This is a genomic window from Nitrobacter sp. Nb-311A (assembly GCF_000152905.1).
Classification (GTDB): Bacteria; Pseudomonadota; Alphaproteobacteria; order Rhizobiales; family Xanthobacteraceae; genus Nitrobacter.
The window spans coordinates 1-20,189 of the sequence record NZ_CH672417.1 but is presented as its reverse complement, the minus strand read 5'-3'; the positions used below and the strand labels follow the sequence as shown (position 1 = coordinate 20,189).

Below are 20,189 nucleotides of genomic sequence, written 5' to 3'. Positions count from 1 at the left end.
GACCACTAGGGGAGACGTTCGGATGCTGCGCGATGACATCAACAACGCCGTCAAGGAGGCGATGAAGGCCAAGGACGAGCGCAAGCTGTCCACGCTGCGCATGGTCAACTCCACCATCAAGAACGCCGACATCGAAGCGCGCGGGCACGGCAAGCCGCCGCTCTCGGACGGCGACCTGCTCGGCCTGTTGCAGAAGATGATCAAGCAGCGGCAGGAGTCGGTCGCTCTTTACGAAAAAGGCGGCCGCGAGGAACTGGCGGCGCAGGAGCGCGCCGAGATCGCCGTTATCTCAGTCTATCTGCCGAAGCAGATGTCCGACAACGACGTACAAGCGGCTGTTGCCGCCGTGATCGCCGAGACCGGCGCGAGCGGCATCAAGGACATGGGCAAGGTGATCGGCGCGCTGAAGGCCAAATATGCGGGGCAGATGGATTTCGGCAGGGCCAGCGGCGTGGTGAAGGCCGCCCTGACATAAAACGGCGAGGCACACATTTTCCCGACCTGAGTTTGAGAAGATGGGCTCGGCTGACGGCGTATCACGCCGATCAGGCCACAGCTCATCCCGATCTTTCGCTCCACACGGATTGCCGCTTCTCGAAGCTTTGAGTCCCGCGCCATTCCTGAATTGGTTCCATTTCGACGGCAATAATAGTTCGGTTCCTGCGCGGGAACGACCTTCCGCGCGTCGCGTTGTCGCCTCACAAAATCACGGAGGCGAGGATGGCCTCGGACGCGGACTTCTTCTTTGGTTAGTCCGGATTCCAATCCCGCTGATCATCCTCATCGTGTTTCTTATGCATGACTAAGCCTGAGCGAGGGACGATATGAGTATTGGCACAATCATTCTGATCATTCTTATTATTGCTCTGCTGGGCGGATTCAGCGGCATCGGCGGCGGTCCGTTTTATGGCACCGGCTATTACGGCGGCGGTGGCCTCGGCCTGGTGATCGTCATCCTGCTGATTCTTATCCTGATGGGACGCATCTAGCAGGCTGTTGAAGAAGTGTCCCGTCTGGCTTTCGGGATGGCTTAATCGCCGTTGTGATGAGATTTGGATTGAGCTGTCGAGCAGTTTGGCGTGGCCGTGGGACGGGGGGTCATGCTGGCACCGCCATGAGCTTCGGCAGTCGCACCAGATTGTAAGCGGCGGCTGCGAAGGTGAAGGCCCATTCGACGCGGTCGCGGCCGCGGAAGCGGGTCTTGTCCTGGCGGGCGACCGTCTTGATCCAGCCGAAGGCTTCCTCAATGCGCTTGCGGATACGCTGGCTGACGGCATAGCCGCTGTGCCGCGTCGTGCGTCCGTCGATCGCCGAGCTTCGGCCTCTCGTGTTCTGCGCCACGTGCGGCGTCACCTTCATCGCGCGCAACTCATTGACGAAGTCCTCCGTGTCATAGGCCTTATCAGCGCCAAGTGTGATGGCCAGGGGCCGGTCGGCGCGAGGTTCGATCATGTGCAACGCCGCCACCCGCTCGGCATGTCCGTCGGCCAGCGTCAGGCAGGCGTCGACCAACAGGCCGTGGCGGTTCTCCATCAGCCCATGACCCATGAAGCATAGCTTCGCCTCCTTGCCCTTGCCCTTCTTGTAGAGCCTTGCGTCCGGATCGGTGGTCGAGGCATGCGTGTCGTTAGTCCGCTTCTGGCCGTGGAAGTCGGCTTCGGCATTGCGCCCGACGCCGCCGGCCGGCGGCTCGCCAGAGCCGTCCTTCGGTTTGACGCTCTTCATCGAAGCCCAGGCCTCGATCAGCGTGCCGTCGACCGAGAAGTGATCTGTCGACAGCAGCTTCTTCACCTTGGGCTGGGCCAGCACCGCACTCAGGAATTTGGCCGCGATGTCGCCCTCAAGCAGCCGCTCGCGATTCTTCGAGAACACCGAATGGTCCCAGGCTGGATCGTCGACGCCGATGCCCACGAACCAGCGGAACAGAAGGTCGTATTCCAGCCGCTCCATAAGCAACCGCTCCGAGCGGATCGAGTAGAACGCCTGCAAGAGCATCGCCCTGAGCAACTTCTCGGGTGGGATCGACGGCCGCCCGAGTGGCGAGTACAGCGCCGCGAACTCCCGCTCCAAAGCGACAAGCCCTTCGTTCACCGTGACCCGGATGGCGCGAAGCGGGTGGTCGCGTCGAACCCGCGCCTCCAGATCAACGTAGCTGAACAGCTCGCCAGTCAGATTGTCACCACCGCGCACTCATCATCTCCAAATCGCTTCGGAGCAATAAATCATGCTCACAGCTCGGCCGCGACTGGCTTTTTCAACAGCCTGCTAGAGCATGATCCCGACCCGAAGGGCCGCGCCAGCGCAAAGTGGAAACCGGTTTTCGGAAATGATCATGCTCAAACCAAAAGATAAGCGGCGAGTCTGAGTTCAACGCAGTTGAAACAGACTCCAACGACAGACTCTAACGAATGCGTCACGCGAACGAAGCAACCCGTCCAGCCACCCTGAATCGGATTGCTTCGCCGCAACCATCAGCGTTGATGACGATGGCTCAGGAGAAATTTACGCAGGACGATTGCGGAGTTATCAGCGTCTCCTCAATCTTGCGGAGCAACCTCGTCAACCGCCTGGCCCATTGCGCCTCGCCGACCTTATTGGCAATCAAGTCCTGTCGGATCTCGATGCCGGTATTCATCAGCCCCCGTAATGGTCACAGGTGAGCAGGAAGGGCGAAGAGCCGCAGACGTTGCGTTCGATGACCGGCGGTTCATGCAAAGCGATGATCGCCGGCTGCGCGTCAAGGGCTATCATACTGCCCGCGCCAATCGAATATCCACCTCGCGCTCCACATAGGTCCATTCCTCGGTCGCGCGCAGGACCCCGACGAGGTCTTCGAACATCGTTGCGTGCTCAGGCGCGTATTCGAACCAGGTCAGGAAATCGAATGGCTCGCCCAAATCGCGGCAATGATAGAGCTGTCGCGCGATGGCGGGCAGGTATTTGAGGCTGGCGGCGATATGGTGCGACTTGTCCTCGAAGACTTTTCGCCGTTCATCCTGCGTCAGCTCCCACCACGCGGCCGACTTGCGAATCGGTATCAGTGCGGCACGGGTCGCTTCAGCGCGTCCCAGCCCGGCCTGTACCTCGGTCAGCGCAATTTTCTCGGCGCGTTCGACATAGCGCAGGTGGCTGGTGACGCCGCGAAGCCGCCACGGCGTCACGGCGGCGTCGCCCAGCGAGGCGCTGGGCGCGATCGCCAGATGAGACGCCGGCATGAGGCTGTCGCCGATGACGGAAGCCATGGACAGGATATTCCAGGCGCCGGTGTCGCCGCCGGTGAAGATTGTGAATGTCATTTCACTTCTGGTGCCTGTGGACAGATGGAGCAGTGGGGATAGTATAAGAACAAATATAGTACATACTTAAAAAGTGCGTAGTTGATTCGCTCGGGCGGCGGCAGGCAGTTATACCCGCCTCCTAGAGCGTTTTCAAGCGAAGTGGGCACCGGTTCGAGTGAAGAAAACGCGTCAAAACAAAATCATACAGTCCACTTATGATTCTATCATAAGCGGAAAGACTCTAGATTGAGTGAGACGGCGTATGCGTTTTCCGCCCAGCTTCATCGACGAGGTCAAGGCCCGGCTTCCGGTTTCGGAAGTTGTCGGCCGACGCGTGAAGTTGAAGCGGGCAGGGCGTGAATTCAAGGGGCTGTCGCCGTTCCAGCAGGAAAAGACGCCGTCGTTCACGGTGAACGACCAGAAGCAGTTTTACCACGACTTCTCGACCGGCAAGCACGGCAACATCTTCGACTTCGTGATGGAAACCGAGGGCGTTTCCTTTCCCGAAGCCGTGGAAAGGCTGGCGGTGATGGCGGGGCTTCCGCTTCCCCGCAGTTCACGAGAAGACGAGCAGCGGGAGCAGCGGCAGAAATCCCTGTTCGAGGTGATGGAGCTCGCGGCCAAATTCTTCGAACAGAATCTCGCCTCGCGAGTCGGCGCGCAGGCGCGCGGCTACCTGTCGGACCGCGCCATCGCCCCGTCCAGCGTCATTGAGTTCCGGATCGGTTACGCGACCCCCGATCGCTTCGCATTGAAGGAATATCTGGGATCGAAAGGCGTCCCGGTCGAAGACATGATCGAGGCCGGACTCTTGATCGCCGGAGACGACATTCCCGTCCCTTACGATCGTTTCCGCGACCGGATCATGATTCCGATCCATGACCAGCGCGGCCGCGTCGTCGGTTTCGGCGGCCGGGCCCTCAGAAAGGATGCTCAGCCCAAGTATCTGAATTCACCCGAGACCCCGATCTTTCATAAAGGCTCGGTGGTTTTCAATTTTCATCGCGCGCGCCAACCCGCTCATGAAGCCAATTCGGTCGTGGCCGTCGAAGGCTATATGGATGCGATCGCGGTCTATCAGGCCGGTATCAAGGCCGTGGTCGCCACCATGGGCACCGCGTTCACGGAAGAGCAGATCGCGACCTTGTGGCGGCTGTCTCCCGAGCCGGTCGTGTGCTTCGATTCCGATCGTGCGGGCGTCGCGGCCGCTTATCGATCCGTTGACCGCATTCTGCCCTTGCTTCGGGTGGGAAAGACCTTCCGCTTCGTGTTCATGGACGAACAGAAGGACCCCGACGACCTGATCCGGGAAAAGGGCGTCGAGGCGTTCCGGGGCGTCCTGTCGGGCTCGCTGCCGCTGTGGGATGTGCTCTGGCAGCGTGAGACCGATGGCCGGGACATTCGGACGCCCGACAAGCAGGCCGCGCTCGAACAGAAGCTCTACACGCTGGTCCGCACGATCCAGGATCCGGCCGTCAACACGGCGTTCTTCAGAACGTCACGCATGCAGCTCGCCAACCTGTTCTGGCAAGTTAACCGAGGACCGTCCCGTAAGAACAGGGAAGCAGGCTCCAAATTTGTTCGAAACGAACTCAGGATTCGCGGCGAGGATCAGCGTTCGGGGCTGCAAAAGGTCATTTTGGGGATGCTCGTCGAGTATCCCAACCTGCTCGAGGATAAGCAGGACTCCGTAGAACGTCTGCATTTCCCCGAGGAATTCAATGGATTTTTGACGAGTCTCTTTCGGTTGTTGGTTACCGACGCAAAGCTGTCCGTCGCGGATATTTGGACGAAACTTAAACCCGAATTCTATGACACGCTGCAAACCGTCCACGGCGAAGCGGGCGACGGCAAACAGCGCGGGCATCGGCTGTTCGAGCGCTTCCCGATTCTAAGTCGTGATCCGCCCTCTGATTTCGTCTCAGGATGTCTGGACCACTTCATCAGGATCCTGCATTGGCATGAGCTGGAAGATGACATTCAGCGGGCCAGGCTCGATGCCGGAGAAGGAGACGAATCTGCTGTCGCGCGCCTGCTGAATCTGGTTCGGGAAGGTCACGCCGAACAGGAAGGCATCAGCGCCGAGGGAGTAGCGTTGTCGGAGTGGGCGGAAGACATCATCCGCGTTTGGGCGCCCCAAGGGGGGACGATGCGCCTCGCTGCGTGAGCAGTCCATGAGAAGCTATGATTGTATACTTCCGGTAGAAGAAAAGTCTTTTTCTGCCGTCACGTGGCCTGGCCGACGGGATTTTGCCTGCACCGGGTTCCGACCCGGCTGCGTCAGGTTATGCCCGCCGCGCCAGGAAATCGACGAGCCCCCGGTGTACGAAAGACACGGTCATTGACCCTAAAAAGGACCGGAGATAATGAGTGAGTTCAGCATGTTGCCGCAGATTCGCGGCCTGTCAGAACAAAGGGCGGTTATCTCTGCCCTTTTGGTCCCGGGAGACCAGCGGATCGGCTTGTATCATCAGCAGCGCTTCTTACTTAGGAAATACTTTAAGGAGCGGGAACGCCATTGAAGCTGCGGAAGGGGAATGCCGCCGGCCGGGATTGGACGTTGTCGGCAGTTCGGATCGTCTGAACAGATTGATATGGAGCGGGAACGCTCGGAACCATGATAAAGACTCGCCAAATCCGGGGTTTGGCGGCAGAAACAGGGTTAATTGAAAGTCAAGGGCTGGCAGGCTAGGTCATCCGACACGTAGTCCAACGCGGGTACGATCATTCGAAAGAAGGTTGACGGGGTGGCGAGGGGCTTGCGCCGCCCTTTGTGCGTCGTGAGCGGCGCAGATCAAGGCGCCGGGCGCGGCGCGGATTTCAAGGGAAGCGGGCGCGCTTCCGCATGAGTGCGTTTCAGGAGCGGTGAATGGCGAGCAAGGCAAAGACGCTGCAGGTCAGGGAAAAGGAAAAGGACGACAAGGCCGCGGACGCTCCCGAGAAGGATATCGCGGATGCGCCGTCGCCATTGCTCGACCTCAGCGACGCCGCCGTGAAGAAAATGATCAAGCAGGCGAAAAAGCGCGGCTTTGTCACCTTCGACCAGCTCAATGAAGTGCTGCCGTCCGAGACCACCTCGCCGGAGCAGATCGAGGATATCATGTCGATGCTCTCGGATATGGGCATCAACGTGTCGGAGTCCGAGGATGCCGACAGCGAGGACGAAAACAAGGAAGAGGCCGACGAGGAGACCGACAACGAGCTGGTCGAGGTCACTCAGAAGGCCGTCACCGAGGTCAAGAAATCGGAACCCGGTGAACGCACCGACGACCCGGTGCGGATGTATCTGCGGGAGATGGGCACCGTCGAGCTGTTGTCGCGCGAGGGCGAGATCGCCATCGCCAAGCGCATCGAGGCCGGCCGCGAGGCGATGATCGCGGGGCTGTGCGAGAGTCCGCTGACCTTTCAGGCCATCATCATCTGGCGTGACGAACTCAACGAAGGAAAGATTTTCCTGCGTGACATCATTGACCTCGAGGCGACCTATGCCGGGCCCGAGGCCAAGAGCAACCAGGCGTTGCTTGGGTCGCCGGCCGGTCCCGACGGCCAGCCGTTGTCGGCTGACGCCTCCGACGCCGACTCGGGCGAGAGCGACGTGGGATCCACCGTGACCGCGCCGCCTGCAGCACCGCCGTCACCGACCCCATTCCGTGCCGCCCGCGCTGCGCCGGCGGGGTCCGCCGACCCGGATGACAAGGATCCGGGCGTGGCCGCGGCGGAAGGCGAGATGGAGGAGGACGACTTCGACAATCAGATGTCGCTTGCAGCCATCGAAGCCGAGTTGAAGCCGAAGGTGGTCGAAACATTCGACAAGATCGCCGACAACTACAAGAAGCTGCGCCGCCTGCAGGAAGCCGACATCTCCAACCAGCTTCAGAACGAGTCGCTCTCGCCGAATCAGGAGCGCCGCTACAAGAAGCTGAAGGATGAGATCATCGTCGAGGTGAAGTCGCTGCGCCTCAATCAGGCGCGCATCGATTCTCTGGTCGAGCAGCTTTATGACATCAATAAAAGACTGGTCTCGTTCGAAGGTCGCTTGTTGCGGCTCGGCGACAGCCATGGCGTGGCGCGGGAGGATTTCCTAAGGAACTACCAGGGCTCAGAGCTCGATCCCCGCTGGCTCAACCGGGTGTCGAAACTCTCAGCGAAAGGCTGGAAGAATTTCGTTCACCACGAAAAGGACCGCATCAAGGAGCTGCGCGGCGAAATCCAGCAACTCGCGGCGCTGACCGGGCTTGAGATCGGCGAGTTCCGCAAGATCGTGCAGGGCGTGCAGAAGGGCGAGCGCGAGGCGCGCCAGGCCAAGAAGGAAATGGTGGAGGCGAATCTGCGCCTGGTCATTTCCATCGCCAAGAAATACACCAACCGCGGCCTGCAGTTCCTTGACCTGATCCAGGAAGGCAATATCGGTCTGATGAAGGCGGTCGATAAATTCGAGTATCGCCGCGGTTATAAATTCTCGACCTATGCCACCTGGTGGATTCGGCAGGCGATCACCCGCTCGATCGCGGACCAGGCCCGCACTATCCGCATTCCCGTGCACATGATCGAGACCATCAACAAGATCGTGCGCACCTCGCGCCAGATGCTGAACGAGATCGGCCGCGAGCCGACGCCGGAGGAACTGGCCGAAAAGCTCGGGATGCCGCTGGAGAAGGTACGAAAAGTCCTCAAGATCGCGAAAGAGCCGCTGTCCTTGGAAACGCCGGTGGGTGACGAGGAGGATTCACACCTCGGCGATTTCATTGAAGACAAGAACGCTGTGCTGCCGATCGACGCTGCGATCCAGTCCAACCTGCGCGAGACCACCACGCGTGTCCTTGCTTCGTTGACTCCGCGCGAAGAACGCGTGCTGCGCATGCGCTTCGGGATCGGCATGAACACCGACCACACGCTGGAGGAAGTGGGGCAGCAGTTTTCGGTGACGCGCGAACGCATCCGCCAGATCGAGGCCAAGGCGTTGCGCAAGCTCAAGCACCCTTCGCGTTCGCGCAAGCTGCGGAGCTTCCTCGATAATTAGAGCATGATCCCGAAAAGCGGAAACCGGTTCGGAAAAGATTATGCTCAAAAAAAAGATATGCGGCGAGTCTGATTCAACGCAGGTTGAAACAGATTCGAGGGGCTCCCCGCTCTGATGGATCCTTCTCACGGCGATGGTTCCACGGCGAGCAGCAGTGATGCGATGGGGCGGAGGTTGCGCAGGATCAAAGCATTATCCGAAGTGCGGCTCACCGACGGCGTCATCCGGAGGGGCGTTGAACCGCCCCGGGTTTGCCGGAGGCTCCAACTCCTGAGAGGATGGAGCCATGACAAGCAAGACGACGAACAAGTTTTCACCGGAGGTTCGGGCCCGAGCGGTTCGAATGGTTTTGGATCACGGCAGCGAGTATCCGTCCCGCTGGGCTGCGATTGAGGCGATAGCCCCCAAGATTGGCTGTTCCGGCCATACCCTGCTGGAATGGGTGAAGAAGGCGGAGATCGACAGCGGCAAGCGAGCAGGCGTCCCAACGGACGTGGCGGAGAAGCTGAAGGCGCTTGAGCGTGAGAACCGCGAGCTTCGGCAAGCCAATGAGATTCTGCGCAAGGCAAGCGCTTATTTTGCGACGGCGGAGCTCGACCGCCGGTCCAAGCCATGATCGCCTTCATCGACGATCATCGCGCGGCGCATGGGGTCGAGCCGATCTGCAAGGTTCTGTCGATCGCCCCCTCGACCTATCATGCCCATGTCGCCAAACGGCGTGATCCCGCCAAGCTGTCGGCGCGCGCCAGGCAGGATGTCATCCTGAAGATCGAGGTCCGGCGCGTCTTCGATGAGAACTTCCGCGTCTATGGCGTGCGCAAGATCTGGCGGCAACTCAAGCGCGAAGGCTTCGATATCGCCCGTTGTACGGTGTCACGATTGATGCGGACCATGGGCTTGCACGGTGTTATCCGCGGCAAGTCGGTCAGGACCACGATCGGCGACAAGGCGGCGCCATGCCCGCTGGATCACGTCAACCGCCAGTTCAAGGCGTCGAGGCCGAATGCGCTTTGGCTCTCCGACTTCACCTATGTTGCCACCTGGACCGGCTTCATCTATGTCGCCTTCGTCATCGACGCCTATGCCCGCAGGATCGTCGGCTGGCGGGCATCACGTTCGGCGCACGCCGGCTTCGTGCTCGATGCGCTGGAGCAAGCCCTGCACGATCGACGGCCGGTCCATCGCGGCGGGCTCGTACACCACAGCGACAGAGGAAGTCAGTACGTATCCATCAAGTACACCGAGCGCCTGGCTGAAGCTGGCATCGAGCCGTCTGTCGGCAGTGTCGGCGATTCCTACGATAATGCTCTCGCCGAAACCATCAACGGCCTCTACAAAGCTGAGGTGATCCACCGACGCGGACCGTGGCGTAGCTTCGAGGCCGTCGAGTTCGCAACGCTGGAATGGGTCGATTGGTTCAACAACCGACGGCTCTTGGAGCCCATCGGAAACATCCCGCCCGCCGAAGCCGAGCAACGCTACTACGCCATGCTGGAACAATCGGCCATGGCGGCATAACTTAAACCAAACGGCCTCCGGCAAACCCGGGGCGGTTCACGTCGCGGGATATGTGGAGCCTCGAAGGGAGACTATACCGATTCATCCCGCCCTGCCGCGCAAAGGCAACCAAGGTGCGGCGCGCCGCCTCCTTTCTCCCGTTCGCGGGCAGGGTCGGAGGCCGCAGGGTCGGAGTGATCTGTCGTGACAACAAGAGAATGGAGCGCACCGAAGGTCGCCGCGCTCACAGCGTTTCGAGCGAAGCATGTCCTCAAGCTTGATCCGGGGATGGATTGCCCGTTCGCGCGAAGCCAACGCGTCGGACCAAGGTCGACATCATGGAGCCTCGGTTCGGATTCCGCCAGAAAGCGGAAAGGCTCTGATATAACTCGTGCGCTTGTTTTGATCGCGCATGAGGCTGCGGACGCGCGCGCATGGCCCGCCGAAGTGTGAGCGGTTCGGCGGCCAGGCCATGCGCCGCTTTGAGAATTGGCGCGACCGGACGCAAAACCGGCACCCATTTTTGCTGTCGCTCGCCCTGCGTCCGGCGTTCCGCGCGCCCTCTTCAAGGGCGGGACCAAGGCGGTTTCAGGCGCGCCCGTGCCTTTCAGAGACCAGGGCAGCCCACGCATGTTTGCCACGAGGGGCGGGCTATTCCTGGCGCGAACGGGACCGCCCGGGGGAGAGGGAGGTCTCGCGCCGCCGTTAATCATCGCGCCGCCATAGTCGTGCTATAACGCGCGACGATTCAGCAAAAAGGGATTGCAATGAAACTCCGTTTCGCCGTCGCCTTCGCCGCCGCCCTTCTCGCCGCTCCTCTCGCATCGACCGACGTTTCCGCCGCGCAGTGCGGCGGCGATTTCAACGGGTTTGTCTCCGCGATGTCGCGGGAAGCCGCCGCGGATGGCATCTCGCAGAACGTGATTTCGCAGGCGCTCGGCGGTGTGCAACGGGATCAGGCGGTCCTGAATTTCGATCGCCGCCAGCGCGGCACCTTCCGCAAGAGTTTCGAGCAATATGCCGCGACCCGCGTCACCGGCGGCCGCATCAAGGGCGGTAAAGCGATGCTGGCGCGTCACGGCTCGCTGCTGTCACGGATCGAGAAGCAGTTCGGCGTGCCGCCGGAGATCGTCGTCGCGATCTGGGGGCTGGAAACCGACTTCGGCCGCGGCGACATGGGCAAGCTGCCGGTGTTTCGCGTGCTCGCGACCATGGCGCATGATTGCCGCCGCACCGAACTGTTTCAGCGCGAGCTTCTGGCGGCGCTCAAGATCGTGCAGCGCGGCGACCTGCGCCTCGGCGATATGATCGGGGCCTATGCGGGCGAGATCGGGCAGACCCAGTTTCTGCCCTCCTCGTACATCAAGTACGGCATCGATTTCGACGGCAACGGCCATGTTGACCTGCGGCATTCGGTGCCGGACGTGCTGGCTTCGACCGCGAACCTGCTGAGGGTCAACGGCTGGAAGGCCGGCGGCGACTATCACCAGGGCTCGGCTAATTTCGAAGCGATGCGGGAATGGAATCGCTCCGAGGTTTACCGCAGGACCATCGGCCTCTTCGCCGACAAGCTGGCGGGACAGTAGGGATAGCGTTTTCGAGCGAAGTGGATACCGGTTCGCGTGAAGAAAACGCGTCAAACAAAAAGGTAGAACGGGCTTTGATTCCATCAAAGCCCGGATGGCTCTACGGCTGCACCAGTTCGACCCGGCGATTGAGCGCGCGGCCGGCGTCGGTGCCGTTGGAGCCGACCGGGGCGAGGAAGCCGACGCCGGCGGTGTTGAGCCGGGCCTTGGCGATCTTGTAAGTGCGCACAAGGTCCTCGGCGACGGCTTCGGCGCGGCGGCGCGACAGTTCGAGGTTATGGGCCGGCGTGCCCTGGCTGTCTGTGTGGCCGACGATATAGACGTTGAAGCCGGGCTGACCGCTCAAGAGCTTTGCGATCTGGTCGAGGGTCGGCCGGCTCTCCGGCTTGATCACGGCCTTGTCGGTGTCGAAGTAGATGCCGTAGAGGGCGATGTGCCCGCTCTCGCCGAGCCCCTTGGCCATCGCAGCCGCATCGATCATCTTGTTCTGCATCGCGTCGCGTTCTGCGACGGTAAGCTGCGCGAAGATGTCGTCGTTGTTCTTGCTGACGAGCACGCTGGCATAGGTCTCGCGTCCATTCTCGATCTTCCGGCCGGCATAGTAGCGGTAGTTGAAACCGTCGACCCACATCTGCGGTATCGGCAGCACGCCGATTGCCTCGGTGAAGGGAATTCTGCCGCAATCGTCGACATCGCAGGCGAGCAGCGTCTCGAATCCGGCGTTCGCCAGTTGGCTCTCGAAGTTGCGGGAGACTTCCAGGATCGAGGGACCCGGCCCTGTGCGGTAGGCGATACGGGAGATGCGGCCTTCCACTTTGCGCTGGTCGGCGGCCTTGCCGTCCTTGAACGGAGCGGCCTGCAGGGTTGCGGCGTCGAAATCCTTCACGTCATAGCCGGTGATGACGCTGCCTTTGAAGCGGCCGATGCCGGGATAATCGTGCGATTTGGCGACATCCCCCGTTGCGGCTACAGCCGGTGTGGTGGTCAGGTCCGGTATCAAGTGAATGACGATGGCAGCGGCAACAATAAGGACCAGGCGCGACATGGATCAAACCTCTTGATGAAAAAGTCTGGACGATTGGGATAGCAGCTTTGCGATAGGGAAGTCAGAGCGGACGGCCATTGCGAAATGCGCAATCGCTCACTGTTCAACCGCCGGATGCTGGACTGGTTTGACGAGCAGCTCACTGCGTGATCCGACCCGCAAGGATATCAAGCATGGCCGACCCAACATGAAGGCGGCGGTTGTTACCGATCAGCCGAACATCCAGGCCGCAATCAACCGCCCATGCATCGTTCATGGCGATCGGTGCGTGACTCCTCAGTTTGGACGGCAGTCCCGCAATCTTTCCAGCAGCGACACGCTTTGGTTGGCTCCAGCTTACCCAAGGAGCATTCGCAAATTCAGTATTCGAGCTAAACCATTGATTTCACTTGGCGCTCCCTAGGGGAATTGAACCCCTGTTTCAGCCTTGAGAGAGATGTAACGTGGACATTTGCGGACGTCGGCGGATGTCTATAAACTTAATATTATCAATTGCTTAGTGTGTCGCCGTCTGCTAACGTCCACCTCGATTTTCCTCCGTTGTTGGAGAAAAGTTGAAGAAATGAGGGGTGACAGATGGCGCGGGCAGCCCGCAATTCGTCTCTCGAAACGCGCACCGCGCGCGCACGTTTGCGCACCCGTCGGACGCCGTATTTTGCCAAGATCGCCAAGGGACTTCGGCTCGGTTACTACCGCGGCTCGGTCTCGGGCTCTTGGGTCGCGCGGCACTATCGCGGGGCCGGGGTCTACGCCACCGAGGCACTCGGCGTCGCCGACGACACCCTGGAGGCCGACGGCGTCAAGGTGCTCGACTATTGGCAGGCGCAGGACCTCGCCCGGCGCTGGGGCGAGCATCAGCGCCTCGTCGCCGAAGGCATCATCAAGCCCGGCTCTTACACCGTCGCCAACGCTGTCGACGACTACATGGCGGAGATCGAGGCCGAGAAATCGCCGGCCGCCCGCCAAGGTGCCAAGTACGTTTTCGATGCCTTCGTCCGTCCTGACCTCGGCGCCATTCAGGTCGAGAAGCTGACGGCCGACCGCCTCACTCGCTGGCGCAACAAGCTCGCGACGCAGCCGAGGCGCATCCGTATGAAGCGGACCGCGACCGAGATCGCGACCAAGCCTACCCCTGACGACGAGGACGCTCGCCGCGCCCGCAAGGCGTCCGCGAATCGCATCCTGACCATGCTGAAGGCGGCGCTGAACCGCGCCTTCCACGCCGGTCGTATCAGCTCCGATGGCGCCTGGCGCAAGGTCAAGCCGTTCAAGCGGGTCGACGAGGCGGTGGTGCGCTATCTCAGCGCCGCGGAGGCGCGCCGGTTGGTCAACGCCTGCTCAGAGGATTTTCGGAAGCTGGTGCAGGCGGCGTTGTTGACGGGATGCCGCTATGCCGAACTGGCTCGCCTCAAATGCCGTGACTTCAACGCTGACAGCGGCACGGTGGCTGTCCGGCTCAGTAAGGGCAGGGTGCGCCATGTCGTCCTGACGGACGAAGGTAAGGCAGCGTTCCAAGCTTGGACGAGCGATCGTACTACGGCCGATCTGGTCTTCATCCGTGCCGACGGCGCCGCGTGGGGCACCTCGCATCAAAAGCGCCCGCTGGAGGAGGCAAGCGAGAGAGCCGGGATCACCCCCGCGGTCACTTTCCACATCCTGCGCCACACCCACGGCTCGCATCTCGCGATGAACGGGGTGCCGATGGGGGTCATCGCCGCCCAGCTCGGCCATGCCGACACCCGCATGACGGAGAAGCACTACGCCCATCTGGCGCCGAGCTACGTGGCGCAGACCATCCGAGCAAATTTTCCAGAATTGAATATTTCCGATCGCAACAACGTGGTTCGTCTCCATGCCCGCCAAGCAAAAAACGCATAGTCGACGTGCGCCTCGCAAGCGTCTTTCGATCCCTTCGATCCAAAAGGTATACGCGCTCCATCTTGAGCCGAGCCAAGGGGAAGGGGAAACTTCCCGCCTCCCACCGTTTGCTCCTGTCAAGTTAAGCAAGGTGCTGTTGGCAAAAACTGGACGCACTACGCTGGGCGATAGTTCGGATGTAACCATTGATTTATTGGAGCTCATCGCGGCCCAACAGGACAAGCTCTTGCAGGCGCTTGGCTTTGACTCGGCAAACCCCGATTACGCGCAAGCGTTTCTCGCCCTCGCCAGGATCCATCATGGTGTCGGTGTTATTCAAGTCGAGAGTAAAAGAGCCTCCAATAAGAACGCCAAGAAGTGGACTAAAGAGCAGGACGACGCCCTGCTGCAAGCCGTAGATGTTCGCCAACAGGCCGGCATGAAAATTACGGACGCCGTGCAACAGATCGCAAGCGACGAAACAATTTGGCAAAAATTCCCGGTCACCGACAAAACTGATTCAGGGAAATTGCCTGCGAGACTCCGCGCGCAAAACTACAGACGCCGGCTGGCGCTCATAAAGAAAAGAAACGCAGCTGAGAGAATGCAAAGCGAGATTGTCAAAGATCTAGCCAAGACTGATTGGACGAAATTAAACACAACGAGAGCTTACCGGCAGAGGATTGGGAAAAACCAAGTCGCCAAAATTACACTAAGTTCGAAATTCCCAGCCTAAGTTGCTTTTGTCGCACCACTGAAGTCCATCCGGACTTGCTCAGGTGCGCGAAATGTCGAGAGAAGCCAGAAAATTTGCACATTCTGTTGCTGAGTTTGCTCAGCTTTCAGGGCTCGGGCGCTCCTTCCTTTACGAACAGATCAAGTCAGGCGACCTGCCGGTGCGCAAGGCCGGTCGGCGAACCATAATTCTGTACGACGAGGGACAAGCCTGGCTGGCCAAGCTGCCGCATGCAGGTCAGCGTACATTTCCCCCAAGGTCCTAGAGAAAAGCCCGGGTTCGCGCGCCAACGCGTTGTCCCGGGCAGAAAGGCTTTGAGCAAATGCAACCACATACCAAGCTCCCCGACGAGAACAAATACTCAGCGCGAATCCGCTTTCGGTTTAGGATGAGAAGAGCCCCGACCGACCGTTTTGTGTTTCAGGTCGCAAGGTGTGCCGGCATTTCGCGCCGCATGCGCGAACAGTTCTTATCGCAAACGGTCCGCGCCATGACCCCGACACGCTGGCGGATCCCGAGCGACATCAATGTCGCGCCGTTCCCACCGCCGTCTCGCAAACTTGGACTTAAGGACATTAGGCCCTTAGCGATCGCCGACCAGGCAATACCAACAAGACCACTCCAGTTTCTGATAGGTGAGATGGACATCGAAGCCCGGTGTATCTCCACGTGTAACGCTTTCGGACCGATGTCTGACAGTCCTAAACCCGAAGGGTATTTGTCATGGATTCGAAGTCGCCCAAATCGTCCCGAGACACTCCGACCGCGGAAGGCATGCTGACGCCTAAGGAATTTGCGGAGGCGCAGAAGGTCAGCCTGTCGTGGCTCGCCAAGGCGCGCAAGCGCGGCGACGGCCCCTCGTTTGTGCGGTTCGGCCGGTCCGTCCGCTATTTTCCGATACGCAGACCGCGATAGACCTTCGTCGAAAAGCCGGCGTCCCTTTGCCATCAAATATAAAAAATATCTCGCAATACATCAGTATACATCGAGATACACAAGCAACGCCATGTATTGGGAATAACAGTATAAGTACATGTACCCATTATACTATTTACAATTTCCCAAGTTAGACTTAGATACATCTGCAGCGATCCCCATACACCAACGGCGCCAAGGACGCCTTCCCAACGTGACCAAACCGCCCCTCCTCGAACCCTCGTTCGCCGACGCACTCTCTGCGATCGAACAGTCGACGGAGCTGTCACCGCAGACGCGGGCTCAGTGGGCATCAGCGTTGCGCCAGATCGCCAAGGCGCTCGACAAACCGATGGAAACTCTGCCGGCTCGCTGGACCTCGGCGCGGTTTAACGTTGGGCGCCTTCATCACGCGACGGTGGGCGCCAACGCCAAGACGCTCGCCAACCAGAAGTCGAACGTGAAGGCCGCGTTGCGCTGGTTCGGCAGGGAGCACGAGGTTGCACCGCGCGGAATGCGATTGACGACCGCTTGGGCCGCCTTGCGCGATAGCATCGGTGATTATGGCCGCAAGGCACGGCTGTCCGGCTTCATGCGCTACTGCTCCGGTTGCGGTATCGAGCCGGCGGCGGTGAGCGAAAACGCGTTGGATCAGTATTTCGCCTATCGCAAGCAGACGACGTCGCTTGCAACGAATCTTGCGGCCCGCCGATCGGTAGCCCGCGCATGGAATGTGTGTGTCGGTCACAGCGCGGTCTGGCCGCAGCGGAAGCTTACCGAGCCAGCCTTGCAAGCGGCAGATGGGCTCGCATGGAACGACTTTCCGCCGGGACTTCAAAAAGACATCGACGATTACCTCTCCAGTCTCCAGAAGATCCGTAAAGGGACGAACGGCAAGCGCTCTCGCCCCTGCAGCGCGACGACCATCAGGACCCGCAGGGCCGAACTGGTGGCAATGGTACGCAAGGCCGTCAGGATTGGAATCCCCATCGAACGGCTAAATTCGCTTGCGGCCCTCGTGCATCCCGATGTGGCCGGACCCGTCCTCGACGCCTATTGGTGTGATAACGGCGATGAGCCCAAAATCTTCACCATCGAGCTGGCGTCAAAGTTAGTCGGACTGGGGCGCTATGTGAGTCTGGATCAGGACGCGATCGATCGCTTGGAAGGTCTCCGCGCTACCCTTGAAGAGCATCGGCAAGGCGGCTTGACGGAAAAGAACCTGGCGGTTGTCCGAAAGGTACTGACGCCGGGTGTCTGGAGAAGCGTTGTCAATTTGCCGGCGCAATTAATGCGCGACGCCCGGGCAAGTCTCCCCTACGCTCCGATCAAGGCGGCGCTCACGGCCCAGATCGCGGTCGCTATTTCGATCCTGTGTTTCGCGCCCATCCGGCTTGGTAACCTAGTCGCTATCCGGATCGATCAGAACTTGATTAAGCCGGGTGGGCCTAAATCACCCTTCTGGCTGAGCTTTCCGCACTATGATGTGAAAAACCGTGTTTCCCTCGACTTCACTTTTGACGACGAGCTAACAGAACTGATCGACGAATACATCCATCAGTATCGGCCGCACCTGATACGTGGAGCGAATTCCGACTTCCTGTTTCCCGGGGCGAGCGGGGGCCCGAAGACCGCCAACATGTTCAGCGGTCAGATTACCGACCGGATTGAAGAGGTAACCGGCCTACGACTCACCGTCCATCAGTTCCGTCACGCCGCGGCGGCCGTCTATCTACGCTACAATCCCGGCGCCTATGAGGTCGTGAAACGCTTGCTCGGTCACCGCAATATTCAAACCACGATCAATTTCTACTGCGGTCTTGAAACAGTGCAAGCCAATCAGGAATTCGGCAAGATCATTCGCCAGCAGATCAGATTCGAGGAGGACGTTGCATGATGCCGGCAACTTCGAATGTCCCCGCATCACGACCTAATCGTTTTCAGGTGCGATCATTGCCGATCGCAGAGTGGCCGGCAGCAGATCGCGATGCATGGATTGCGGCGTGCCGTCCGAGCCAAAGACTGGTTCGGGGCGGTGCCGGGGCTCACATGAAACCAATCACGCTTTCGGATCTCGCGCGCCGCTACGGCTATTTTCTTGATTTCCTGGATCGGTCGGGTTTGCTCGATCGCCGTGGAGCCGCCGCCGGCCACGTTACGCCCGAGAACGTTGCTGGGTATCTGGATGAACTGCAGATGAGGGTTTCATCCGTCACAGTCTACGGATCGATCTTCAAATTGCGACGGGCCAGCGAGTTGCTCGACCCCCAAGGCGAATTTACCTGGCTGACTGAGATCGAAAAGGATCTCGCTTTGGTGATGCGACCGCGCTCGAAAGCCGATCGGTTCGTGCTCAGCGAAGTTCTGGTTGAGAATGGCCTTGCCTTAATGGCTGAAACAGAACATTCGACCACCCGCTCTGACCTTGCCAAAGCGCGTCAGTTTCGCAACGGGTTGATGGTCGCCATGCTGGCGCTACATCCCATCCGCCTCAAGAACTTCGCGAGTCTCGAAATTGGACGCAACTTTGTGAATATCGAAGGGCGATGGTGGATTATTCTCGGCGCTGGTGAGACCAAAGAAAAACGCCCGGACGAACGATGCCTCGATGACATGCTGGTTCCGTCACTGGAGAAGTACCTTTCCACAAATCGGGATGTGTTAGCCCAAAAGCGTGATTCAAATGCATTGTGGTTATCCTCTGCGGATGGCCAACCAATGACCTACAGTGCCGTGGCTGATGCGATCAAAAAAACCACTTTGACGGCAATCGGGGTCGGGGTCTCCTCACACATGTTTCGGACTGCCGCAGCATCAAGCGCGGCGGTCCACGCTGGTCACAACCCGAACCTGGCAAGCGCTCTCCTCCACCACCGAGACCGGCGAGTCACCGAGGAACACTACAATCGCGCATCAAGCCTGAGCGCGGCTATGGCATTAAAGGCAGTCCTCCAAGAATACGTGGAAGACAAGCGGTAGGTCCATTTTAATGTGTGCCAGCGAAACGATTCGATTCGGCAGCGATAAGACGACACGAAGAACGTTAGATGCGTTGATGTCAGGTCGTTTCGACGGCTAAGACTGACGTTTCGAGCGCGACACCGGTGGCCGAACCAGATCCACGTGGCTCACCTCAAGCGCTTTCGCCAGCTCGTAGAGGGTCACGATCGTGGGATTGCGCTTCCCTCGCTCCAGGCCACTTAGATATTGCTGGCTGAACCCAGAAATGTCGCTGAACTGCTCCTGCGTCAGACCCTTCTCGAGGCGGATTCGCATAACATTCTGACCAACCAGTCGGCGCATATCCATGCGCAGCAGAAAAAATGATTACACAATTTAAGTTTATCAACTATAATATGTAGTGCGCATGCAGTTAGTCGGCGCGACCTCCAATTACAGTTGAGTTTTATTCCTGATCCATGCCTTGGTGTCATTCGGCATGCAAAATTGACCCCGTAAGCCGGGGGATCGGCGTCCAAAATTGACCCCCTACAGGTTGGCTGTTGCGCTGCCTGCTTTGTCATGAAGCAGGTGGTCGGGGATGCTGATCGTGGAGACGATTGCGCGGATACGGCGCGAACACTTCATCAAGGGCAAGACGATCAAGGAGATCGCCCGTGACCTGAAGGTGTCGCGGAACACGGTCCGGAAGGTGCTGAGGTCGGGCAAGACCTTGTTCGAGTATGAGCGTTCGATCCAGCCGCGCCCCAAACTCGGGCGTTGGGCGGCGGAGCTTGATGAACTGCTGGCGGCGAACGCGGCCAAATCGGCTCGCGAACAGCTGACGCTGATCCGGATCTTCGAAGAGTTGCGCGGACGCGGCTATGACGGCGGCTACGATGCCGTACGGCGTTACGCCAGGCGTTGGAGCAAGGAGCGCGGGCAATCGACCGCGGCGGCCTATGTTCCGTTGAGCTTTGCGGCGGGCGAAGCCTACCAGTTCGACTGGAGCCATGAGATCGTTCTCCTCAACGGCGTGACGGCGATCGTGAAGGTCGCTCATGTCCGGCTGTGCCACAGCCGCATGCTGTTCGTGCGGGCCTATCCGCGGGAGACGCAGGAGATGGTATTCGACGCCCACGACCGGGCGTTCGCACTGTTCAAGGGTACCTGCAGCCGCGGCATCTACGACAACATGAAGACGGCGGTAGAGACGATCTTCGTCGGCAAGGATCGCCGCTACAATCGCCGCTTCCTGCAGATGTGCAGCCACTATCTGATCGATCCGGTCGCCTGCACGCCGGCGTCGGGCTGG

At 59.8% G+C, this 20,189-nt stretch carries 16 protein-coding genes, 1 pseudogene and 1 other annotated feature; of the genes and pseudogenes, 12 read left to right on the top strand and 5 right to left on the bottom strand.

Annotated elements, in window-relative coordinates; translation table 11 throughout:
* Nucleotides 1–22: 22 nt before the first annotated feature.
* Both NB311A_RS11360 and NB311A_RS20560 read left to right on the top strand, forming a co-directional pair.
* The gene (locus tag NB311A_RS11360; RefSeq protein WP_009798698.1) at nucleotides 23–475 is read left to right on the top strand and encodes a GatB/YqeY domain-containing protein; all 453 of its coding nucleotides are present in this window, start codon (nucleotides 23–25) and stop codon (nucleotides 473–475) included.
* A gap of 349 nt (nucleotides 476–824) precedes the next feature.
* Nucleotides 825–989, top strand: coding sequence for a DUF3309 family protein (locus tag NB311A_RS20560; RefSeq protein WP_009798696.1), 165 nt, complete (start codon nucleotides 825–827; stop codon nucleotides 987–989).
* A 109-nt stretch (nucleotides 990–1,098) separates the two neighbouring features.
* Here the strand turns inward: NB311A_RS20560 and NB311A_RS11350 are convergent, their stop codons facing one another.
* The 3 genes and pseudogenes from NB311A_RS11350 to NB311A_RS11345 form a co-directional block, all read right to left on the bottom strand.
* The gene (locus NB311A_RS11350; RefSeq protein WP_009797950.1) at nucleotides 1,099–2,190 is read right to left on the bottom strand and encodes an IS5-like element ISNisp7 family transposase; all 1,092 of its coding nucleotides are present in this window, start codon (nucleotides 2,188–2,190) and stop codon (nucleotides 1,099–1,101) included.
* 301 nt (nucleotides 2,191–2,491) lie between these two features.
* Nucleotides 2,492–2,644: pseudogene (locus NB311A_RS22625) on the bottom strand (N-formylglutamate amidohydrolase); the annotation flags it as partial.
* A 103-nt stretch (nucleotides 2,645–2,747) separates the two neighbouring features.
* The gene (locus NB311A_RS11345; RefSeq protein WP_009798693.1) at nucleotides 2,748–3,296 is read right to left on the bottom strand and encodes a chlorite dismutase family protein; all 549 of its coding nucleotides are present in this window, start codon (nucleotides 3,294–3,296) and stop codon (nucleotides 2,748–2,750) included.
* A 244-nt stretch (nucleotides 3,297–3,540) separates the two neighbouring features.
* On the opposite strand from NB311A_RS11345, the gene dnaG reads away from it, so the two are divergent.
* The 4 genes from dnaG to NB311A_RS11320 all read left to right on the top strand — a co-directional run bounded on the left by dnaG (nucleotide 3,541) and on the right by NB311A_RS11320 (nucleotide 11,381).
* Complete coding sequence (gene dnaG, locus NB311A_RS11340; protein ID WP_009798692.1) at nucleotides 3,541–5,445, top strand: DNA primase; 1,905 nt, start codon at nucleotides 3,541–3,543, stop codon at nucleotides 5,443–5,445.
* A gap of 702 nt (nucleotides 5,446–6,147) precedes the next feature.
* Nucleotides 6,148–8,298, top strand: a complete 2,151-nt coding sequence (gene rpoD / locus NB311A_RS11335; RefSeq protein WP_009798690.1) for an RNA polymerase sigma factor RpoD — start codon at nucleotides 6,148–6,150, stop codon at nucleotides 8,296–8,298.
* Between the two features lie 286 nt (nucleotides 8,299–8,584).
* Nucleotides 8,585–9,816, top strand: a protein-coding gene (locus NB311A_RS11325) for an IS3 family transposase (protein ID WP_086008680.1) whose coding sequence is annotated in 2 segments (ribosomal slippage) — nucleotides 8,585–8,876 and nucleotides 8,876–9,816 — 1,233 coding nt in all. Because the reading frame shifts where the segments join, the coding sequence is not laid out codon by codon here.
* Nucleotides 8,869–8,985 (top strand) — a sequence feature (AL1L pseudoknot). It overlaps the preceding gene by 117 nt.
* A gap of 746 nt (nucleotides 9,817–10,562) precedes the next feature.
* The gene (locus NB311A_RS11320) at nucleotides 10,563–11,381 is read left to right on the top strand and encodes a lytic transglycosylase domain-containing protein (protein ID WP_009798688.1); all 819 of its coding nucleotides are present in this window, start codon (nucleotides 10,563–10,565) and stop codon (nucleotides 11,379–11,381) included.
* Between the two features lie 100 nt (nucleotides 11,382–11,481).
* Here the strand turns inward: NB311A_RS11320 and NB311A_RS11315 are convergent, their stop codons facing one another.
* On the bottom strand, nucleotides 11,482–12,426 hold the full coding sequence (locus NB311A_RS11315; RefSeq protein WP_009798687.1) for an OmpA family protein: 945 nt from the start codon (nucleotides 12,424–12,426) through the stop codon (nucleotides 11,482–11,484).
* A 576-nt stretch (nucleotides 12,427–13,002) separates the two neighbouring features.
* Between NB311A_RS11315 and NB311A_RS11310 the strand changes: the two genes are divergently transcribed.
* The 5 genes from NB311A_RS11310 (at nucleotide 13,003) to NB311A_RS11290 (ending at nucleotide 18,913) form a co-directional block, all read left to right on the top strand.
* Nucleotides 13,003–14,304: a site-specific integrase gene (locus NB311A_RS11310; protein WP_009798685.1), complete on the top strand. Its 1,302-nt coding sequence runs from the start codon at nucleotides 13,003–13,005 to the stop codon at nucleotides 14,302–14,304.
* Entirely contained in the window at nucleotides 14,279–15,019 is a 741-nt protein-coding gene (locus NB311A_RS11305; protein ID WP_009798684.1) for a hypothetical protein, read from the top strand. Before NB311A_RS11310 ends, NB311A_RS11305 begins: the two co-directional genes overlap by 26 nt.
* A gap of 723 nt (nucleotides 15,020–15,742) precedes the next feature.
* The gene (locus tag NB311A_RS11300) at nucleotides 15,743–15,934 is read left to right on the top strand and encodes a hypothetical protein (RefSeq protein WP_009798682.1); all 192 of its coding nucleotides are present in this window, start codon (nucleotides 15,743–15,745) and stop codon (nucleotides 15,932–15,934) included.
* Nucleotides 15,935–16,475: 541 nt separating this feature from the next.
* The gene (locus tag NB311A_RS11295; RefSeq protein ID WP_245256987.1) at nucleotides 16,476–17,831 is read left to right on the top strand and encodes a site-specific integrase; all 1,356 of its coding nucleotides are present in this window, start codon (nucleotides 16,476–16,478) and stop codon (nucleotides 17,829–17,831) included.
* Complete coding sequence (locus NB311A_RS11290; RefSeq protein ID WP_040674960.1) at nucleotides 17,828–18,913, top strand: site-specific integrase; 1,086 nt, start codon at nucleotides 17,828–17,830, stop codon at nucleotides 18,911–18,913. The genes NB311A_RS11295 and NB311A_RS11290 overlap by 4 nt, the downstream gene beginning before the upstream one ends.
* A gap of 96 nt (nucleotides 18,914–19,009) precedes the next feature.
* On the opposite strand, the gene NB311A_RS11285 is transcribed toward NB311A_RS11290, so the two are convergent.
* Complete coding sequence (locus tag NB311A_RS11285) at nucleotides 19,010–19,243, bottom strand: helix-turn-helix domain-containing protein (protein WP_009798679.1); 234 nt, start codon at nucleotides 19,241–19,243, stop codon at nucleotides 19,010–19,012.
* A gap of 232 nt (nucleotides 19,244–19,475) precedes the next feature.
* On the opposite strand from NB311A_RS11285, the gene istA reads away from it, so the two are divergent.
* Nucleotides 19,476–20,189: IS21 family transposase (istA, locus tag NB311A_RS11280; RefSeq protein ID WP_009798678.1), on the top strand; the 714-nt coding region annotated here is incomplete at its 3' end.